The sequence below is a fragment of the Streptomyces yaizuensis genome (genome assembly GCF_034961445.1).
GTDB classification, from domain to species: Bacteria; Actinomycetota; Actinomycetes; order Streptomycetales; family Streptomycetaceae; genus Streptomyces; species Streptomyces yaizuensis.
The window spans coordinates 662549-678130 of sequence record NZ_BSBI01000002.1; the positions used below are offsets into that span (position 1 = coordinate 662549).

15 protein-coding genes and 1 other RNA gene are annotated in these 15582 nt (G+C 74.1%); 8 read left to right on the forward strand and 8 right to left on the reverse strand.

Going from position 1 to position 15582, the window contains the following annotated elements:
- The first annotated feature begins 247 nt into the window (after positions 1-247).
- The 3 genes from SYYSPA8_RS06700 (at position 248) to SYYSPA8_RS06710 (ending at position 3301) form a co-directional block, all read left to right on the forward strand.
- Entirely contained in the window at positions 248-1102 is an 855-nt protein-coding gene (locus SYYSPA8_RS06700) for a MaoC/PaaZ C-terminal domain-containing protein (RefSeq protein WP_323446015.1), read from the forward strand.
- 83 nt (positions 1103-1185) lie between these two features.
- Positions 1186-2262, forward strand: a complete 1077-nt coding sequence (locus SYYSPA8_RS06705) for a Zn-dependent alcohol dehydrogenase (RefSeq protein WP_323446016.1) — start codon at positions 1186-1188, stop codon at positions 2260-2262.
- A gap of 67 nt (positions 2263-2329) precedes the next feature.
- Positions 2330-3301, forward strand: coding sequence for a 3-oxoacyl-ACP reductase (locus tag SYYSPA8_RS06710; RefSeq protein ID WP_323446333.1), 972 nt, complete (start codon positions 2330-2332; stop codon positions 3299-3301).
- Between the two features lie 161 nt (positions 3302-3462).
- Here SYYSPA8_RS06710 and SYYSPA8_RS06715 read toward each other — a convergent pair whose 3' ends face one another.
- Together SYYSPA8_RS06715 and SYYSPA8_RS38315 are read right to left on the reverse strand one after the other, a co-directional pair.
- Entirely contained in the window at positions 3463-3627 is a 165-nt protein-coding gene (locus tag SYYSPA8_RS06715) for a hypothetical protein (protein ID WP_323446017.1), read from the reverse strand.
- A gap of 66 nt (positions 3628-3693) precedes the next feature.
- Positions 3694-5445 carry a PT domain-containing protein gene (locus SYYSPA8_RS38315; protein ID WP_407705918.1) on the reverse strand — a complete coding sequence of 584 codons (1752 nt, stop codon included), beginning with the start codon at positions 5443-5445 and terminating at the stop codon, positions 3694-3696.
- Between the two features lie 311 nt (positions 5446-5756).
- Between SYYSPA8_RS38315 and SYYSPA8_RS06725 the strand changes: the two genes are divergently transcribed.
- From SYYSPA8_RS06725 to SYYSPA8_RS06735, 3 genes are read left to right on the forward strand one after another with little or no spacing between them, the layout of a single operon-like run.
- Positions 5757-6596, forward strand: a complete 840-nt coding sequence (locus SYYSPA8_RS06725; protein ID WP_323446018.1) for a Nif3-like dinuclear metal center hexameric protein — start codon at positions 5757-5759, stop codon at positions 6594-6596.
- Positions 6593-7336, forward strand: coding sequence for a zinc ribbon domain-containing protein (locus SYYSPA8_RS06730; protein ID WP_323446334.1), 744 nt, complete (start codon positions 6593-6595; stop codon positions 7334-7336). Before SYYSPA8_RS06725 ends, SYYSPA8_RS06730 begins: the two co-directional genes overlap by 4 nt.
- Complete coding sequence (locus SYYSPA8_RS06735; RefSeq protein WP_323446019.1) at positions 7336-8655, forward strand: bifunctional RNase H/acid phosphatase; 1320 nt, start codon at positions 7336-7338, stop codon at positions 8653-8655. The genes SYYSPA8_RS06730 and SYYSPA8_RS06735 overlap by 1 nt, the downstream gene beginning before the upstream one ends.
- Before the next feature lie 159 nt (positions 8656-8814).
- On the opposite strand, the gene eda is transcribed toward SYYSPA8_RS06735, so the two are convergent.
- Both eda and yaaA read right to left on the reverse strand, forming a co-directional pair.
- Positions 8815-9432, reverse strand: a complete 618-nt coding sequence (gene eda / locus SYYSPA8_RS06740) for a bifunctional 4-hydroxy-2-oxoglutarate aldolase/2-dehydro-3-deoxy-phosphogluconate aldolase (protein WP_323446020.1) — start codon at positions 9430-9432, stop codon at positions 8815-8817.
- Positions 9433-9901: 469 nt separating this feature from the next.
- Positions 9902-10702, reverse strand: a complete 801-nt coding sequence (gene yaaA / locus SYYSPA8_RS06745) for a peroxide stress protein YaaA (protein WP_323446021.1) — start codon at positions 10700-10702, stop codon at positions 9902-9904.
- 264 nt (positions 10703-10966) lie between these two features.
- Here yaaA and SYYSPA8_RS06750 point away from each other — a divergent pair, with 264 nt between their 5' ends.
- Complete coding sequence (locus tag SYYSPA8_RS06750) at positions 10967-12403, forward strand: RNB domain-containing ribonuclease (protein ID WP_323446022.1); 1437 nt, start codon at positions 10967-10969, stop codon at positions 12401-12403.
- A gap of 94 nt (positions 12404-12497) precedes the next feature.
- Here SYYSPA8_RS06750 and SYYSPA8_RS06755 read toward each other — a convergent pair whose 3' ends face one another.
- The gene (locus SYYSPA8_RS06755; protein ID WP_323446023.1) at positions 12498-13112 is read right to left on the reverse strand and encodes a hypothetical protein; all 615 of its coding nucleotides are present in this window, start codon (positions 13110-13112) and stop codon (positions 12498-12500) included.
- Positions 13109-13888 (reverse strand): MerR family transcriptional regulator, encoded by a 780-nt coding sequence (locus tag SYYSPA8_RS06760; RefSeq protein ID WP_323446024.1) that lies wholly within the window; start codon positions 13886-13888, stop codon positions 13109-13111. Before SYYSPA8_RS06760 ends, SYYSPA8_RS06755 begins: the two co-directional genes overlap by 4 nt.
- Before the next feature lie 78 nt (positions 13889-13966).
- Here SYYSPA8_RS06760 and rnpB point away from each other — a divergent pair.
- An RNA gene (gene rnpB, locus SYYSPA8_RS06765) (RNase P RNA component class A) lies at positions 13967-14379 on the forward strand.
- Between the two features lie 82 nt (positions 14380-14461).
- Here rnpB and SYYSPA8_RS06770 read toward each other — a convergent pair.
- Positions 14462-15223, reverse strand: coding sequence for a hypothetical protein (locus SYYSPA8_RS06770; protein WP_323446025.1), 762 nt, complete (start codon positions 15221-15223; stop codon positions 14462-14464).
- Between the two features lie 130 nt (positions 15224-15353).
- A complete protein-coding gene (locus SYYSPA8_RS06775; protein ID WP_323446026.1) occupies positions 15354-15479 on the reverse strand; it encodes a hypothetical protein in 126 nt (41 codons plus the stop codon).
- Positions 15480-15582: the final 103 nt, after the last annotated feature.

The following is a 15582-nucleotide window of genomic DNA, read 5'->3' on the forward strand; positions in this document are numbered from 1 at the left end:
TGCGTTATACATAGCCCAGCCGACCCTAGAACGCGTTCTAGAACGGGCGCCGGGCCGGTCCCGCGCGGCCTCGGCGCGGCCGACGGTGCGGACGGCCGTGCCGGGGTCTTTTGGCACCGGTCCGTGGTCCGCTCCACCGCGCCCCTGCGACAGCGGCGGCACCGGCCCGGCACCGGCACCGGCCCGGCACCGGCACCGCAGAACAGAGCCCGCACCGTCGACGCGAGCAAGGGAGCAGTGCACCGAGATGCCGATCGACCCCGCCAGGGCGCTGGCCGCCCCGCCCCGCACCACGGAGATCAGCTGGGAGCACAAGGACGTCCAGCTCTACCACCTCGGCATCGGCGCCGGAATCCCCGCCACCGACCCGGACGAGCTGCGCTACACCCTGGAATCCCGGCTCCAGGTGCTGCCCAGCTTCGCCACCGTCGCCGGCGGCGGCCGCGCCCTGATGGGGGGACTCGCCGCGCCCGGCATCGACATCGACCTCGCGTCCGTCCTCCACGGCGGCCAGTCCGTCCGCGTCCACCGGCCCCTCCCGGCGCGCGGCACCGCCACCGCCACCTCGCGGGTGGCCGCCGTCCACGACAAGGGGAAGGCGGCGGTCCTGGTGCTGCGCGGCGAGGTGTCCGACGCGGACGGGCCGCTGTGGACCAGCGACTCGCAGATCTTCGTCCGGGGCGAGGGCGGCTTCGGCGGCGAACGCGGCCCGTCCGGCCGTACCGAACCGCCCTCCGGGGAGCCCGACAAGAGCGTCGAACGGACCATCCGGGAGGACCAGGCGCTGCTCTACCGGCTCTCCGGCGATCTCAACCCGCTCCACGCGGACCCCGCCTTCGCCGCCGTCGCCGGGTTCGACCGGCCCATCCTGCACGGGCTGTGCTCGTACGGCATGACCCTCAAGGCGGTCGTGGACACCCTGCTCGGCGGGGACGTGACCCGGGTCCGCTCGTACACCGCCCGTTTCGCCGGGGTGGTGTTCCCGGGCGAGACCCTGCGGATCCGGATGTGGGCCGGGGACGGCGCGGTACGGGTGACGGCCGGCGCGGCCGGGCGCGCGGATGCCCCGGTGCTGTCGGACACGGTCGTCGAGCACGACTGAGCGCCAGGGGTTCGGAGCAGTTCGGAACCGATGAATGGACCGAGGAACGGACCGAGGAACGGGCCGATGAGAGGAGCCGCACCGTGCGCGCAGCCGTACTCCACGAGACAGGCCAGACCAAGCTGGAGGTCCTGGACGACGTCGAGACCGTGGGATTTGGCCCGGGGAAGGTGAAGGTCCGCATCCGTGCCACCGGGCTGTGCCACTCCGACATCTCCGCGATGACCGGCGTACTCCCGCAAATCGCGCCGTTCATCCCCGGCCACGAGGGCGCGGGGGAGATCATCGACGTCGGCGACGGCGTGACCTCCCTGCGGCCCGGGGACCGGGTCCTGATCTGCTGGCTGCCCGCCTGCGGCAGCTGCCCCTCCTGCCGGCGCGGTCAGCCCCAGCTCTGTCTGGCCGGATTCCGGCAGGCGGGCACGCCCAACTTCCGCCGCCCCGGCGGCGATGTCTTCGGCTTCGCGGGCACCGGCACCTTCGCCGAGGAGATCGTGGTCGACGCCGCCTGCGCGGTGCCCATCCCCGACGACGTGCCCTTCGACATAGCCGCGCTCATCGGCTGCGGGGTGACCACCGGGATCGGGGCCGCCGTCAACACCGCCGACGTCGCCGCCGGGGCCACGGTCGCGGTCATCGGCTGCGGCGGCGTCGGCATCTCCGCCATCCAGGGCGCCCGGCTCAAGGGCGCCGCCCGGATCGTCGCCGTCGACCCCGTCGCCTCCCGCCGGGAGGCGGCCCTGCGCTTCGGCGCCACCGAGGCCGTCGCACCGGACGCGCTCGCCGACGCCAAGGAGCGGATCACCGGGCGCGAGGGCTTCGACTACGTCTTCGAGGTCGTCGGCAAGTCGGCCACCGCGCGCGCCGCGTACGAGGCCACCCGGCGCGGCGGCACCCTCTGCATCGTCGGCGCGGGCGCCATGGACGACTTCCTCCAGCTCAACATGTTCGAGCTGTTCTTCGACGAGAAGCGGATCCTGCCCTCCCTCTACGGCGGCGGGGACACCCTCACCTCGTACCGGCGGATCATCGAACTGTGGCGCGCGGGCCGGATCGACCTCGCGGGGCTGATCACCCATCGGGTGCCGCTCGCCGGGATCAACGACGCGGTGGAGCAGATGCGGACCGGGGAAGCGCTGCGCACCTGCGTCGAGCTGTGAGGCGGGGACGGGGACACGGAGCATGAGCGAGGGGGACCGGATGGAGCCGAAGGAGCCGACGGACCGGATGGAGCCGAAGGGGTCGGCGGACCGGGAGTCCCGGCCACTGCGCGGACTCGCCGCGATCGTCACGGGCGCCGGGCGGGGACTCGGCCGCGCGGAAGCCCTGGAACTTGCCCGGCTGGGCGCGAGCGTCGTCGTCAACGACTACGGCAGACCGGGCCGCGACGGCTCGGGGGAGGCGTCGGCGACCCCGGCGGACGAGGTGGCCGCCGAGATCCGCGCGGCCGGCGGCACGGCGACCGCCCACCACGGCGACGTCGCCGACCACGAACAGGCCCGGGAGCTGATCGACCTCGCCGTGGCCGAGTACGGCGCCCTGGACATCCTCGTCAACAACGCGGGCATCCTGCGCGACCGGATGGTCTTCTCGATGACCGAGGACGAGTGGGACTCGGTGGTACGCGTCCACCTCAAGGGCCACTTCAACACGACCCGTTTCGCGGCGGCGCACTGGCGCGGGCGGGCGAAGGCGACGGGCGCCCCCGTGCACGGCCGGATCGTCAACACCTCGTCCGAGTCCTTCGTCGGCGGCTCGGCGGGACAGCCCAACTACGCGGCGGCGAAGGGCGGCATCGTCGGACTCACCACCTCCACGGCGCACGCGCTGGCCAGGTACGGCGTCACCGTCAACGCCATCTGCCCCCGCGCGCGCACCCGGATGACCGAGGACGTCTTCGCGGGCTTCGCCGAACCGGAGGACGGCAGCCCGGATCCGCTGTCGGCGGAGCATGTCGCCCCGCTGGTGGGGTATCTGGCGTCCCCGGCCGCCGCCGGGGTCAACGGCCAGGTGCTGGTGGTGCACGGCGGGATGGTCGCGGTCCTGGAACGGCCCCGGGTCGCGGCGAAGTTCGACGCCGCGAAGGAGGTCTTCGACCACGACGAGCTGGACGCGCTGCTCACCCCGTACTTCGCCGGCCGCCCGGCGGGGGAGAGCTTCGCCGCGCCGGAGATCCTGGGGCTGCGCCGGGGCGGCTGAACGGCGGCCCGCCGCCGGGCCGGGTGCGGGAGCCGGGCGCGGGTGCCGGGTGCCGGGTGCCGGGTGCGGTGCCGGGTGCGGTGGAACGCCCGCCGTGGTCCGGGAAGGCGCCGGGCCCCCGACCCGCGAGGGGTCGGGGGCCCGGCGCCCGGTGCGTGATGTCAGGCCGTGGCCTCGGTGCCGGCCGTACGGCGGTGGCGGCCGTGCGGCTCGTCCTGGGTGTCCTCCGCCGGTGCGGCCACCCCCCGGTGGCGGCCGGCGCCCTCGTCGGTGTCCTCGTCGATGTGCGGTCGGGCCTCAGTGGTCTCGGTCCGGCCTTCAGACATATGGAGCTTCCCCCGTCATGTGCGTGTGCGGTCGCTGAAGATACTGAAAAAACACAGGCGCAGAGTTTAACGAAGCCCCAACCGTCCTACGAGAGGCGCCTGCTGAAGAGGGACCGGGCGGTGCGTCCCGGGGGCGGTGTGGACACCCGGGACCATCGGCGCCCCGGGGGCCACGGGCGTCATCGGACCCACACCCACCCCTGCCACGGGAGCCCCGGGGACACCGGCGGTCAGAGGCGGCATGGGTGGCATGGGCGGCAGGGGCGGCATGGACGCCTGCTGCGCCGGCGGTGCCGTTCGGGGGGCGGGCTCCCGTCGCTTCGTCATGGTCACGCCCCGGCTCGGTGCCGCCGACGGGGGTGCCGGCGGGCGGCCGGGCGGGGGGACCGGCTGTCCGAGGGAGGCCATCGGCGGTGTCCGGCGCACGGTCGGCTGCCCGTGCGGCTGCGCGACCGGCTGATTCACCGGCTGATTCACCGGCTGGTTCAGCGGCTGGGTGTCCGGCTGGTCGACCGGTCGCCCGACCTGGTGGGTGACCGGATACGTGACGGGGCGTCCGACCGGAGGCGCGACGGAATGCGTGCCGGAATGCACGACGGGGTGGGTGACAGGACGCGTGACGGGTTGGGCCACGGGACGCCCGGCGGACTGCCCGGCGGACTGCCCGGCCGATTGCGCGGCCCCCTGCCCGGCCGCCTCGTGGGCGAAGAGCGCCGCCGCGTCCACCCGCGCCATCCCGCATCCCTCGGCGCCCGTGGTGGCGTACGGCAGCCGCAGCTCCCCCTCGCCGCTCCACAGCCCCGTACCCGTCAGCCAGCCCTGGGGCGCCGCCAGCTGGTGCAGCCGCCGCCCCGCCGGGCGCCACACCCCCAGCCAGCTCCCCGCCGGGCCCTCGATCCGCAGCGCCACCCCGGAACTCTCCGGCACCAGCGCCTGGCCCGGCTGCACGGCGAACGGTGTCACCGCGCAGTGCGGCAGCCGCAGACAGTCCGGGAAGCGCACCGGCCGGTCGCTGCCCATGACGCCCCAGCCCACGCGCTCCTGCCCCGGCGCGTCCGAGCGGATCAGCAGCAGCCCGCTGTCGGGGTCCGCCAGGAGCAGCCGGTCCTCGCTCTCCCGCGTGATCTGGAGCAGCGGGGTCGCCTCGCCGCCCCGGGCCAGGTCGACGGCCACCGTCTTCACCGGCCCGCCGGCCTCCCGCCGGTCCAGCGCCAGCAGCCGTCCCGTCCGGTCCAGCCAGACGCCGCCGGAGCACTGGCCCGGTACGTCGGCGATGTGCTCGGGACCGTAGGCACCCCCCGCCACCAGCCAGATCGCGCTGGAGCGCGCGCCGGGGACGACCACGTACGCCCGGGTGCCGTCGGGGGACGGCGGCAGCAGCAGCGCCGGGTGGGGGGTCTCGATCCCGCCGAGGGGCACCTCGCCCGTCCCCGGTCCGGTCGGGTAGACCAGCGAGAACATATGGCGCCCGGACATCCGGCGGCGGATCAGCACCCGGCCGTCGCCGAGCGGAAGCACGCCGGTGCTGCGCTCCTCGGGCCGGCCCAGCGGCAGCGGGACCGCGTACGGCTCGGGCCCGTCCAGGGTCCACCGCTCCGCGAACAGGGCCTCGCCGTCGCCCGCGAGCCGGGCGGCGTAGGCCCCGTCGGCGGTCATGGCGATCCGGCCGTGGCCGCCGACACCGAGCGGTTCCGCCGCGTGGGGTCCGGCCGTGGTGGCCGGAGCGCCGTGCGGGGTGGCGGTCGGGGTCGTCGCGGTGGTCCTGGCGGGGTCGCCGGGCTCCCTCGTCCCCCTGGTCTCAATAGCACAGGCTGTCATCAGACAGTCACCTCCAGCCACGAAGCTAGGTTTCGCACTTCCTGCCGGACAACGAGGCACCGCTCCCTTCACACATAAGGGTGGTGATGGGGGGATTCGCCTGAGAAAGGGGGGCGGATGTGGTTGTGGTGCGGGCGGTGTGCGGATCCGTACGGGGGTGGGGTGGGTCCGGTGGGTCCGGTGTGCCCGGCTGGGAATCCGCGCCACTGTTCCTGGTCCCGGCCGGGTCGGGCGCGGGGCCGGGGCCGCTGCCCCGGCGGGCGACCGGAGGCCCAGAACGGCCGGGGGCCCGGCGCGGGTAACCTGTTTCCGTGCCCCGTCTCTCCGAAGTCATCGCCGCCCTCGACGCCCTCTGGCCCCCCTCGCGGGCGGAACAGTGGGACGCGGTCGGCACCGTCTGCGGCGACCCCGACGCCGAGATCCAGCGCGTCCTGTTCGCCGTCGACCCGGTCCAGGAGATCGCCGACGAGGCGGTCCGGCTCGGCGCCCAGCTGATCGTCGCCCACCACCCGCTCTATCTCCGGGGGACCACCACGGTCGCCGCCGGACATTTCAAGGGCCGGGTCGTGCACGACCTGATCAAGAACGACATCGCCCTGCACGTCGCCCACACCAACGCCGACTCCGCCGACCCCGGCGTCTCCGACGCCCTCGCGGGCGCGCTCGACCTGAGGGTCACGGGCCCGCTGGTGCCCGATCCCACCGACCCCTCCGGCCGCCGCGGCCTGGGCCGTATCTGCGAGCTGGAGCACCCCGAGACGCTGGCCGCGTTCGCCGCCCGCGCCGCCGAACGGCTTCCCGCGACCGCGCAGGGCGTCCGGCTGGCCGGCGACCCGGACGCCGTCGTGCGCCGGGTCGCGGTCAGCGGCGGCTCCGGCGACAGCCTCTTCGACTCCGTACGGGCGGCGGGTGTGGACGCGTTCCTCACCGCCGACCTCCGCCACCACCCCGCCTCCGAGGCCACCCAGCACTCACCGCTCGGCCTGGTGGACGCCGCGCACTGGGCCACCGAATGGCCCTGGTGCGAGCTGGCCGCCGCCCAGCTGGACGAGATTTCCGACCGGCACGGCTGGAACCTCAGGGTCCATGTCTCGCACACGGTCACCGATCCCTGGTCATCCCGACACTCTTCTCCTGGAGCCCCCAACTGAACGCCGCGCCCGCCGACCAGATCCGACTTCTTGAGGTCCAGACGCTCGATCTGCGCCTCGCCCAGCTCGCCCACAAGCGCAAGTCGCTGCCCGAGCACGCCGAGATCGACTCCCTGACCAAGGACCTCACCCAGCTGCGCGACCTGCTGGTCGCCGCGCAGACGGAGGAGAGCGACACCGCCCGCGAGCAGACCAAGGCCGAGCAGGACGTGGACCAGGTGCGGCAGCGCGCCGTACGCGACCAGCAGAAGCTGGACTCCGGCGCCATCAACTCCCCCAAGGACCTGGAGAACCTCCAGCGCGAGATCGTCTCGCTCGCCCGCCGCCAGGGCGATCTGGAGGACGTCGTCCTCGATGTGATGGAGCGCCGCGAGTCCGTGCAGGAGCGCGTCAACGAACTGACCGAGCGGGTATCCGCCGTTCAGGCCAAGGTTGACGACGCCACCGCCCGCCGGGACGCCGCCCAGCGCGAGCTGGACGAGACGTCCGGCTCCGTCACCCGCGACCGCGAGGCCGTCGCCACCGCCGTCCCCGCCGATCTGCTCAAGCTCTACGAGAAGCTCCGCGTCCAGCAGGGCGGGGTCGGCGCGGCCCGGCTCTTCCAGCGCCGCTGCGAGGGCTGCCGGCTGGAGCTGAACATCACCGAGCTGAACGAGGTGCGCTCCGCCTCCCCCGACACCGTGCTGCGGTGCGAGAACTGCCACCGCATTCTGATCCGTACCGCCGAGTCCGGCCTCTGATGCGCCGGTTCGTCGTCGAGGCGGACGGCGGTTCCCGGGGCAATCCCGGGCCCGCGGGTTACGGCGCCGCGGTGTTCGACGCGGCCAGCGGGGAGACCCTCGCCGAGGCGGCGGAGTACATCGGCGTCGCGACCAACAACGTCGCCGAGTACAAGGGCCTCATCGCCGGTCTGCGTGCGGCGCTGGCCCTGGACCCCGAAGCCACGGTCCGGGTCCGGATGGACTCCAAGCTGGTCGTGGAGCAGATGTCCGGCCGCTGGAAGATCAAGCACCCGGACATGAAGCCGCTGGCGGCCGAGGCGGCACGGATCTTCCCGGCGAAGTCGGTCAGTTACGAGTGGATCCCGCGCGAGCGGAACAAGCACGCGGACCGGCTCGCCAACGAGGCCATGGACGCGGGCCGGCAGGGCCGGCAGTGGGAGCCCTCGCGCTCCACCGCCGCTCTCGACACCGGGGACGGCGGGGACGGCGGGGACGGCGGGGACGGCGGGGCCCGGGCCCGGGTGGTGGGCGACGCGGCGGCGGGCGCGGCGAAGGCCCGCGCGGCCCTCGCGCACTCCGGTACCGGCGACCGCGGCCGGGGCACGGTCACCACGGCCCCCGCCGGGGAGACGGTGCCGGCGCCCGCGCGCGCGGCGGCGGCCGGAGCGGCCGTGTCCTCGCCGGGCTGGTCGGCCCCGGCCGATCTGGGCGCCCCGACCACCCTCGTCCTGCTCCGGCACGGCGAGACCGCGCTCACGCCCGAGAAACGCTTCTCCGGCAGTGGCGCCTTTGCCGATCCGGCGCTCTCCCCGGTGGGACGGCGCCAGGCCGAGGCCATCGCGCAGTCGCTGGCGGCCCGGGGCACGATCCAGGAGATCGTCAGCTCCCCGCTCCGGCGCTGCCGGGAGACGGCGGAGGCCGTCGCGGCCCGGCTCGGCCTCGATGTCCGGATCGAGGAGGGCTTCCGGGAGACCGACTTCGGCGCCTGGGAGGGACTGACCTTCGCCGAGGTGCGGGAACGCCACCCCGACGACCTCGACGCCTGGCTCTCCTCCGCCAAGGCGGCCCCGACCGGCGGCGGCGAGAGCTTCGCCACGGTCACCCGCCGGGTGTCGGCCGCCCGCGACCGTGTCCTCGGGGACTCCCCGGGGCGCACGATCCTGGCCGTCACGCATGTGACCCCGGTCAAGACCCTGGTCCGGCTCGCCCTCGGGGCGCCGCCCGAGTCCGTCTTCCGGATGGAACTCGCCGCGGCCTCCCTCTCCGCCGTCGCCTACTACGCGGACGGCAACGCCTCGGTCCGCCTCCTCAACGACACCTCGCACCTGCGCGCCTGACTGCCGCCCGTCCTCCCGGCCCTTGCATCGGCCGGGAGGAGGGGTGGGGTGACGGCGGCGGTCGGATGCCGGAGTCTCAAGGCGGCCTGGGCCTGAGGCGGCCTGGGTCTTGAGGCGGCCTGGGTCTGAGGCGGCCTGGGTCTTGAGGCGGCCAGGGTCTCAGGAGGCCAGGGCCGAGGCCTCCGCCGCCAGGGTCCGCACCCGGTCCCAGTCCTTCGCGGCGAGCGCGTCCGCCGGGAGCATCCAGGTGCCGCCGACGCAGCCGACGTTCGGCAGCGCCAGATACGAGGGCGCGGACGCGAGCGAGACACCGCCCGTCGGACAGAACCGGGCCTGCGGCAGCGGGCCCGCCAGCGACTTCAGATAGGCGGTGCCACCCGCCGCCTCCGCCGGGAAGAACTTCATCTCGGTGACGCCCCGCTCCAGCAGCGCCACGACCTCCGAGGTGGTGGAGACCCCGGGCAGGAAGGGCACCCCCGACCCCTCCATCGCGTCCAGCAGCCGGTCGGTCCACCCCGGGCTCACCAGGAAGCGCGCCCCGGCGTCGACGGCGGCCGTCACATCCCCGGGCGTCACGATCGTGCCCGCGCCGATGACGGCCTCCGGCACCTCGGCGGCGATGGCCCGGATCGCGTCCAGTGCCGCCGGCGTCCGCAGCGTGACCTCGATCGCGGTCAGCCCGCCCGCGACCAGGGCCCGGGCGAGCGGTACGGCATCACCGGCGTCCTCGATGACGACGACGGGAACCACGGGCGCGAGATCAAGAACGGAGGTCATGCCCTCATCCTGCCGTGCCGTCCGCACCCCCCGCAACGACCGTTGCGTTCCATGCAATACCGGATGGGGTCCCTTACCGCCGGGCCCTTGTAGCTCGGCCCGCTACCGCCCGCCCGGGTCGCCGACCCGCCGGCACCGGGCTCCGCCCTCGTCCTGGTCGGTGGTGCTGCCCACGGCGATGGCGTCGCCGGTCCTCTGACACCGGGCTCCCGCCCGACCCTGACCCCGGTCCCGGCCCGGCCCGGCACCCGAGTCCTGGCCGGCGGGCGGAAGCCGACTTCCGGCCCGGTACAGCGGACCCGGCCCCGGACCTGGACCACCGGGCATCGCCGACATCGCCGGCATTCGGGTTGATCGCTGGGCCGCCCGCAGGGTCGCACCATCCGGGCCGGCACCGGGCCGGCGCCGGGGTCGCCCCCGGACAGCTCCTCGCCGGTGCACTCCGCCCGCCGGCGGGCCTCCGCACCCCTCAGTGGATCTCGGTCACCACGACGTCCAGCGCCCAGGGCCGCCCGGCCCGCGCCGGAGCCTGGGCCTCCACGGCATGCCCCAGGTCCCGCAGCGCCTCCACCAGCTCGGCCGGCCCCTTGGGCTTCGCCCCCGACACCAGCAGATCGCGGACGATCCGCCCCTTGGTGGCCTTGTTGAAGTGGCTGACGACCGACCGCTTCCGCACCCCGTCGATCAGCTGCTCGTGCAGGACCCGGACCGTCGCGGTCCGCTCGGCGACGTCCGCCTTCGGCTTCCAGGCCGCCGCATAGGCCGACGACCGCAGATCGAGCACGAGGCCACTGCCAGCGGCCTCCGGCAGTGCCGTCTCCATCGGCCGCCGCCAGTACGCCCCGAGCGCGCCGAGACCGGGCAGCTTCACCCCCATCGAGCAGCGGTACGACGGGATCCGGTCGCCGACCCGTACCGCGCCCCACAGCCCCGAGAAGACCAGCAGCGAGGCACGCGCCCGGCGCCTGGCGTCCGGCTCCAGCGTCCCGAGCCCCAGCGCGTCGTACAGCACGCCCGTGTAGATCTCCCCGGCGGGGCGGGCGCCGGCGGTGCGCAGTCCGGCGTTCTTCGCGACCTCGCCGCGCAGGCCGTCACTCAGCCCGAGCACCGTCCGTGCCTTGTCCTCGTCGGCGGCGCACAGCTCCACCAGCTCGTCCAGCACCGCTTCCCGGGCTGCGGCGAGCGCGGGCAGCGACAGCGACCCGGGCTTCAGCGGAGCCCCCCGCCCGGACGCGGCCTTGCCCTCGGACGGCGGCAACAGTACGAGCACGGACGCTCTCCTCACGGCGCGGGCCGCACGCCGAACCGGATACGGCGCGCGACGGGATGGGGGACGACGGCTCCGGCGGGCGCGGTGCCGTCCCGCGCCAGGGTACGCGGCACCGCCGCGCCGCCCACCACCCGTGACCGCCCCACCACCTGTGACCGCCCCGCCGCCTGTGACCGCCCCGACGGCGCGCTCCGGAACGACGTACCCGCCCCGACGGCCCGCCCCGGAGTGCCGCAGCCCCCGCCCCGCCCTACGCTCGGTGCCATGCCCCGCCGCCCGATGCGCACCACCGGTGCCGCCGAGGCCCCGCTGCACGCGGCCCTGAGCGAGCTGCGGACGGCCCTCCAGGTCCCCGGCGACTTCCCGCCCGCCGTGCTCGCCGCGGCCGAACAGGCCGCCACCGGCCCCCGCCTCCCGGACCAGGACGCCACCGGCCTGCCCCTCTTCACCATCGACCCGCCGGGGTCGGCCGACCTCGACCAGGCCCTGCACGTGGCCCGGCACGAGTCCGGCTACCGCGTCCACTACGCCATCGCCGATGTCGCCGCGTTCGTCGCCTCCGGCGGCCCGATCGACGCGGAGGCCCACCGCCGCGTCCAGACCCTCTACTTCCCCGACATCAGGATCCCCCTCCACCCGCCCGCCCTGTCCGAGTCGGCCGCCAGCCTGCTCCCCGGCAACACCGCCCCCGCCCTGCTCTGGCGGATCGACCTGGACGCCGACGGCCGCTCCGTCGCCGCCGACGTGCGCAGGGCGCTGGTCCGCAGCAGGGCCCGGTACGACTACGAGACCGCCCAGCGGCTGATCGACACCGGCACCGCAGAGGAACCCCTCGCCCTGCTGCGGACCGTCGGACTCCTGCGCGAGGAACGGGAGCGGGAACGCGGCGGGATCTCCCTCCAGGTGCCCGAGCAGGAGATCATCGGCGAGAGGGGCTCGTACCGGCTCCGCTATCGCGCACCCCTGCCCGTCGACGGCTGGAACGCGCAGATCTCGCTGCTCACCGGGATGACCGCCGCCGAGATCATGACGGCGACCGGCACCGGGATCCTCCGTACGCTCCCCACCGCCCCCGACGGCGCCGTCACCCGGCTCCGCCACGCGGCCAAGGCCCTGCACATCGACTGGCCGCACCATGTCCCGTACGCGGACGTCGTCCGCTCCCTCGATCCCCGCGACCCGCGCCACGCCGCCTTCCTCCAGGAGTCCACCGGGCTGCTGCGGGGCGCCGGCTACTCCGTCTTCACCGGTGGCAGAGTCCCCGACCCGTCCGTCCACGCGGCGGTGGCGGCCGAGTACACCCACTGCACCGCGCCCCTGCGCCGGCTGGTCGACCGCTACACCGGGGAACTGTGTCTCGCCGCCTGCGCGGGGCGCGGCATCCCGGAATGGGTGCTCGACGCGCTCGACGCCCTCCCCGCCACGATGGCGGCCGGCGCCCGGCGGGCGAACACCGTGGAGCGCGCGTGCGTCGACCTGGTGGAGGCGGCGCTGCTCCAGCACCGGGTGGGCGACCTGTTCGACGCGTTCGTGATCGACGTCCGGGAGCAGCGGCCCGCCGTCGGGACGGTCCATCTGGAGGACCCCGCCGTGGTGGGCGCCGTCGAGAGCGACCGTCCCCTGCCCCTGGGTGAGCGCGTGCGGGTCCGTCTCACGCAGGCGGACCCGGGCACGGCGAAGGTCCTCTTCCGGACAGTCTGATTCTGTACGGTCCGACGCGCGTACGGTCTGACTGCGTACGGTCTGACGCGCGTACGGCTCAGGGGTGCGGGGCCCGGGATCAGGCCGCCCCGGATCAGGCCGCCGCCTGTGCCTTCCGTACCGCCGCCACCAGTGCCACGGGATCGTCCGCGTGGAACCGGACCGTGTGCGCCGTCCCGCGCCGCCCCAGCGGCCGTACGTACTCCACCGGCCCGGCCAGCTCCGCGACCACCGTCGTCTGCCCGCCGACGATCAGCTCCAGCGAGCCGTCGTCGCGCGGCTGGATCAGCTTCCCCTCCGGGAAACGCCGTTCGATCCGTATCTCCCGGATGTCCGCCGCGGTCAGCCGCAGGTCGAACAGGGCCCCGTACCGGATGCGCAGCCCGCCGGCGGCCCCCGCCACGTGCGGCCGGGTGACACAGGCCGCGTGCATCCCGATCATCAGCACCACGCCGTACACGTCCACCACCAGCAGCACCGCATGGACCAGCGGCCATGGGATCAGCACCGCGAGCGCCACCGTCTCGATCACCGACACCACGATGAATCCCCACATCATCGCGGTCTGCGGCCCGGTGTGCGCCGCAGGGTGCGCGCCCGGCCCGACGCCGTGCCGCCGCCGGAGAACCCAGAGCCCGATGCTGTGCAGCGCCCGCAGCTCGTGGCGGAGCAGCCGTCCCAGGACCCGTGCCCATCCCGCCGTCGTCATGCCGGCCCCTTCGCCCGCTCGGCCAGCAACCCCACCAGCCGTTCGACGACGGCGGCCTGCGCGGGCGCGAAATCGGCGAGGAACGCCTCGCCGAAGCCCCCGGCGAACGCCCGCTGCCCGCCGTCCCGCGCCCAGTCCCCGAGTATCTCGTCGGGAATCAGCTCCGCCAGCTCACGGGCGAGCGGGTCCACCCGGGGATCGTCGGCCGGGGCGTCCACCAGCCCGTCGAGCCGCCGGTACAGCGCCTCCACCCGGGCCGCCGCACCCGGTGCCCCGGTCAGCGACCGCAACGCCCCGAACATCCGCTCCCGGTCCTCCTCGGCCAGTACCGTGTCGAAAAGTGCCAGGTGGGCGCGGTCCTTGGCCGCCATGGGGGACGGGCTCGGCGCGAGCACCCCGAGCAGACCGGCCAGGTCGTCCGAAACCGGCCCCTCGGCCGGCAGCAGCCCCTCCCTGGCCTGCCCCATCAGCACGGCGAGCCGGGCCCGCCGCTCCGCGATCCCGGCCTGCTGCCGCGCCAGGTCGGCGTCCAGTTCCTCCAGCACCTCCACCAGCTCCCGCCCGGCCTCGTCCGCGAGCACGTCCCGCACCTCCGCCAGGCCCAGCCCCAGCTCCGTCAGCCGCCGGATCCGCGCGAGCACGAGCGCGTGCCGCAGCCCGTAGTCGCGATAGCCGTTGGCCCGCCGCTCGGGCTCGGGCATCAGCCCCAGATGGTGATAGTGGCGCACGGTCCGGGGCGTGACCCCGGCCAGCGCCGCGAGTTCTCCGATCCTCATGCCCCCAGTGGAAACCATGACGCCACGACAAGGTCAACGCCCCGCCCGCCCCCCGGGTACCATGGTCGCCACGGCAGACGAGCCGGGCGGACGGCCGCGTGAGGACCCTTCGGGGCTCTCCCGAGGAACGTCCGGGCTCCACAGGACAGGGTGGTGGGTAACGCCCACCCGGGGTGACCCGCGGGACAGTGCCACAGAAAACAAACCGCCGGGGACCTCGGTCCTCGGTAAGGGTGAAACGGTGGTGTAAGAGACCACCAGTGCCCAGGGTGACCTGGGCAGCTAGGTAAACCCCACCCGGAGCAAGGTCAAGAGGGAGCCCCTTCCCGTGAGGGACGGGACTCCTGCGCGGACGTTCGAGGGCTGCCCGCCCGAGTCCGCGGGTAGACCGCACGAGGCCGGTGGCAACACCGGCCCTAGATGGATGGCCGTCGCCCCGACGACCGCGAGGTCCCGGGGTACAGAACCCGGCGTACAGCCCGACTCGTCTGCCGGCCAACTCGGAGAACGCTCCTGATCAGGCATTTTGTCTGGACAGGGGCTTTTTTCGCCGTCCGGGCCCTCGCCGGGGCCTTACCCGTTGTGGCGATTCATCTTCTCGACCTTCGCATACAGCTCCCGCTTCATCTCGGCCATGCGGGCCGGATCCGGGCGAGGGTGCACCCAACGGTTCCGATCGAACACAGCTCTCGGCACGGGGGCACGCCGAAGGAACTCGGTGAAGGCTTCGTCGCACCATGGCGGCACCCATGCGCCGGACCGGCAGACGAAGACCAGATCGAAGACAGCCGCCGGTGCCCGACCGTCGTCGATCGTCATGGCGACCGGCACGAGTGGTTCTTCCCGAGGACGGTCGAGCGACTTGCGCCACGGCGGGAAATGCACGTGCAGGGAAGCCCCCGCCCAGTGATGCGCGAGCATCCAGGTCTCGCACCGGATGCCGTCGCCCGACGCTTTCCACCCCTCGAAGCTCCGGTGATTCTGCCGGTACCCGGCGTCATGGTGGGCGTCGTACAGGTGCACCGAATCCCAGCACTCGTCGGGCCGGCCGAGGTCCGAGGGCCAGAGCAGCCCCGCCCATGCGTTGCTGTCGGCGTAGACGAGCACGGTTCCGGCGGAGAACCGGAATCTGTGCCAGAAGTCCTGCCAGCCCGTCACCTGCGGCAGTTCCATGCCGGCCGCCGTGAAGTCGCGGTGTCGCGCCTCCCAGATCGTTTCCGTGTGGAACTCGTCTTCGGCGACCGGCCACGTGAACAGATCGTCGTGCGGTCCTTGCGGTCCGCCCGCTGCGGGAGTGGGAAAGAAGAAGTCCCAGTCAACGACCAGAAAATGCATGGGCAGACCCTGGGGAGAGTATCGGGCCCGAGCCTGCATTCGATTCCGGCTTGGGCGTTCAGTTGTGGCGGCCGGCGGCCGGCAGGGCCCCGGTTATCGACCGGGGCCCCTTCTTGGAGGCGGCCCGTGATCAGTGGCCGGGCGACCCGCTTCCGCCCTGGCCGTCGCCATCCTCGATGTCGGTGTTATCGGTGTTGTCGGGGTCGTCGCCACCGCGCACGGTGGCCTCGCGGGCGAGTGCTTCCTTCAGAGACAAGGCGGTAGCCTCCTCTGGGTACGGCGACCCGGAGTCCGTCTCCGTGCCGTTGTGCACCTACGGCCCGCCCCGGCGCGCTTTCCCAGGCTGACGCCGGGGCGGG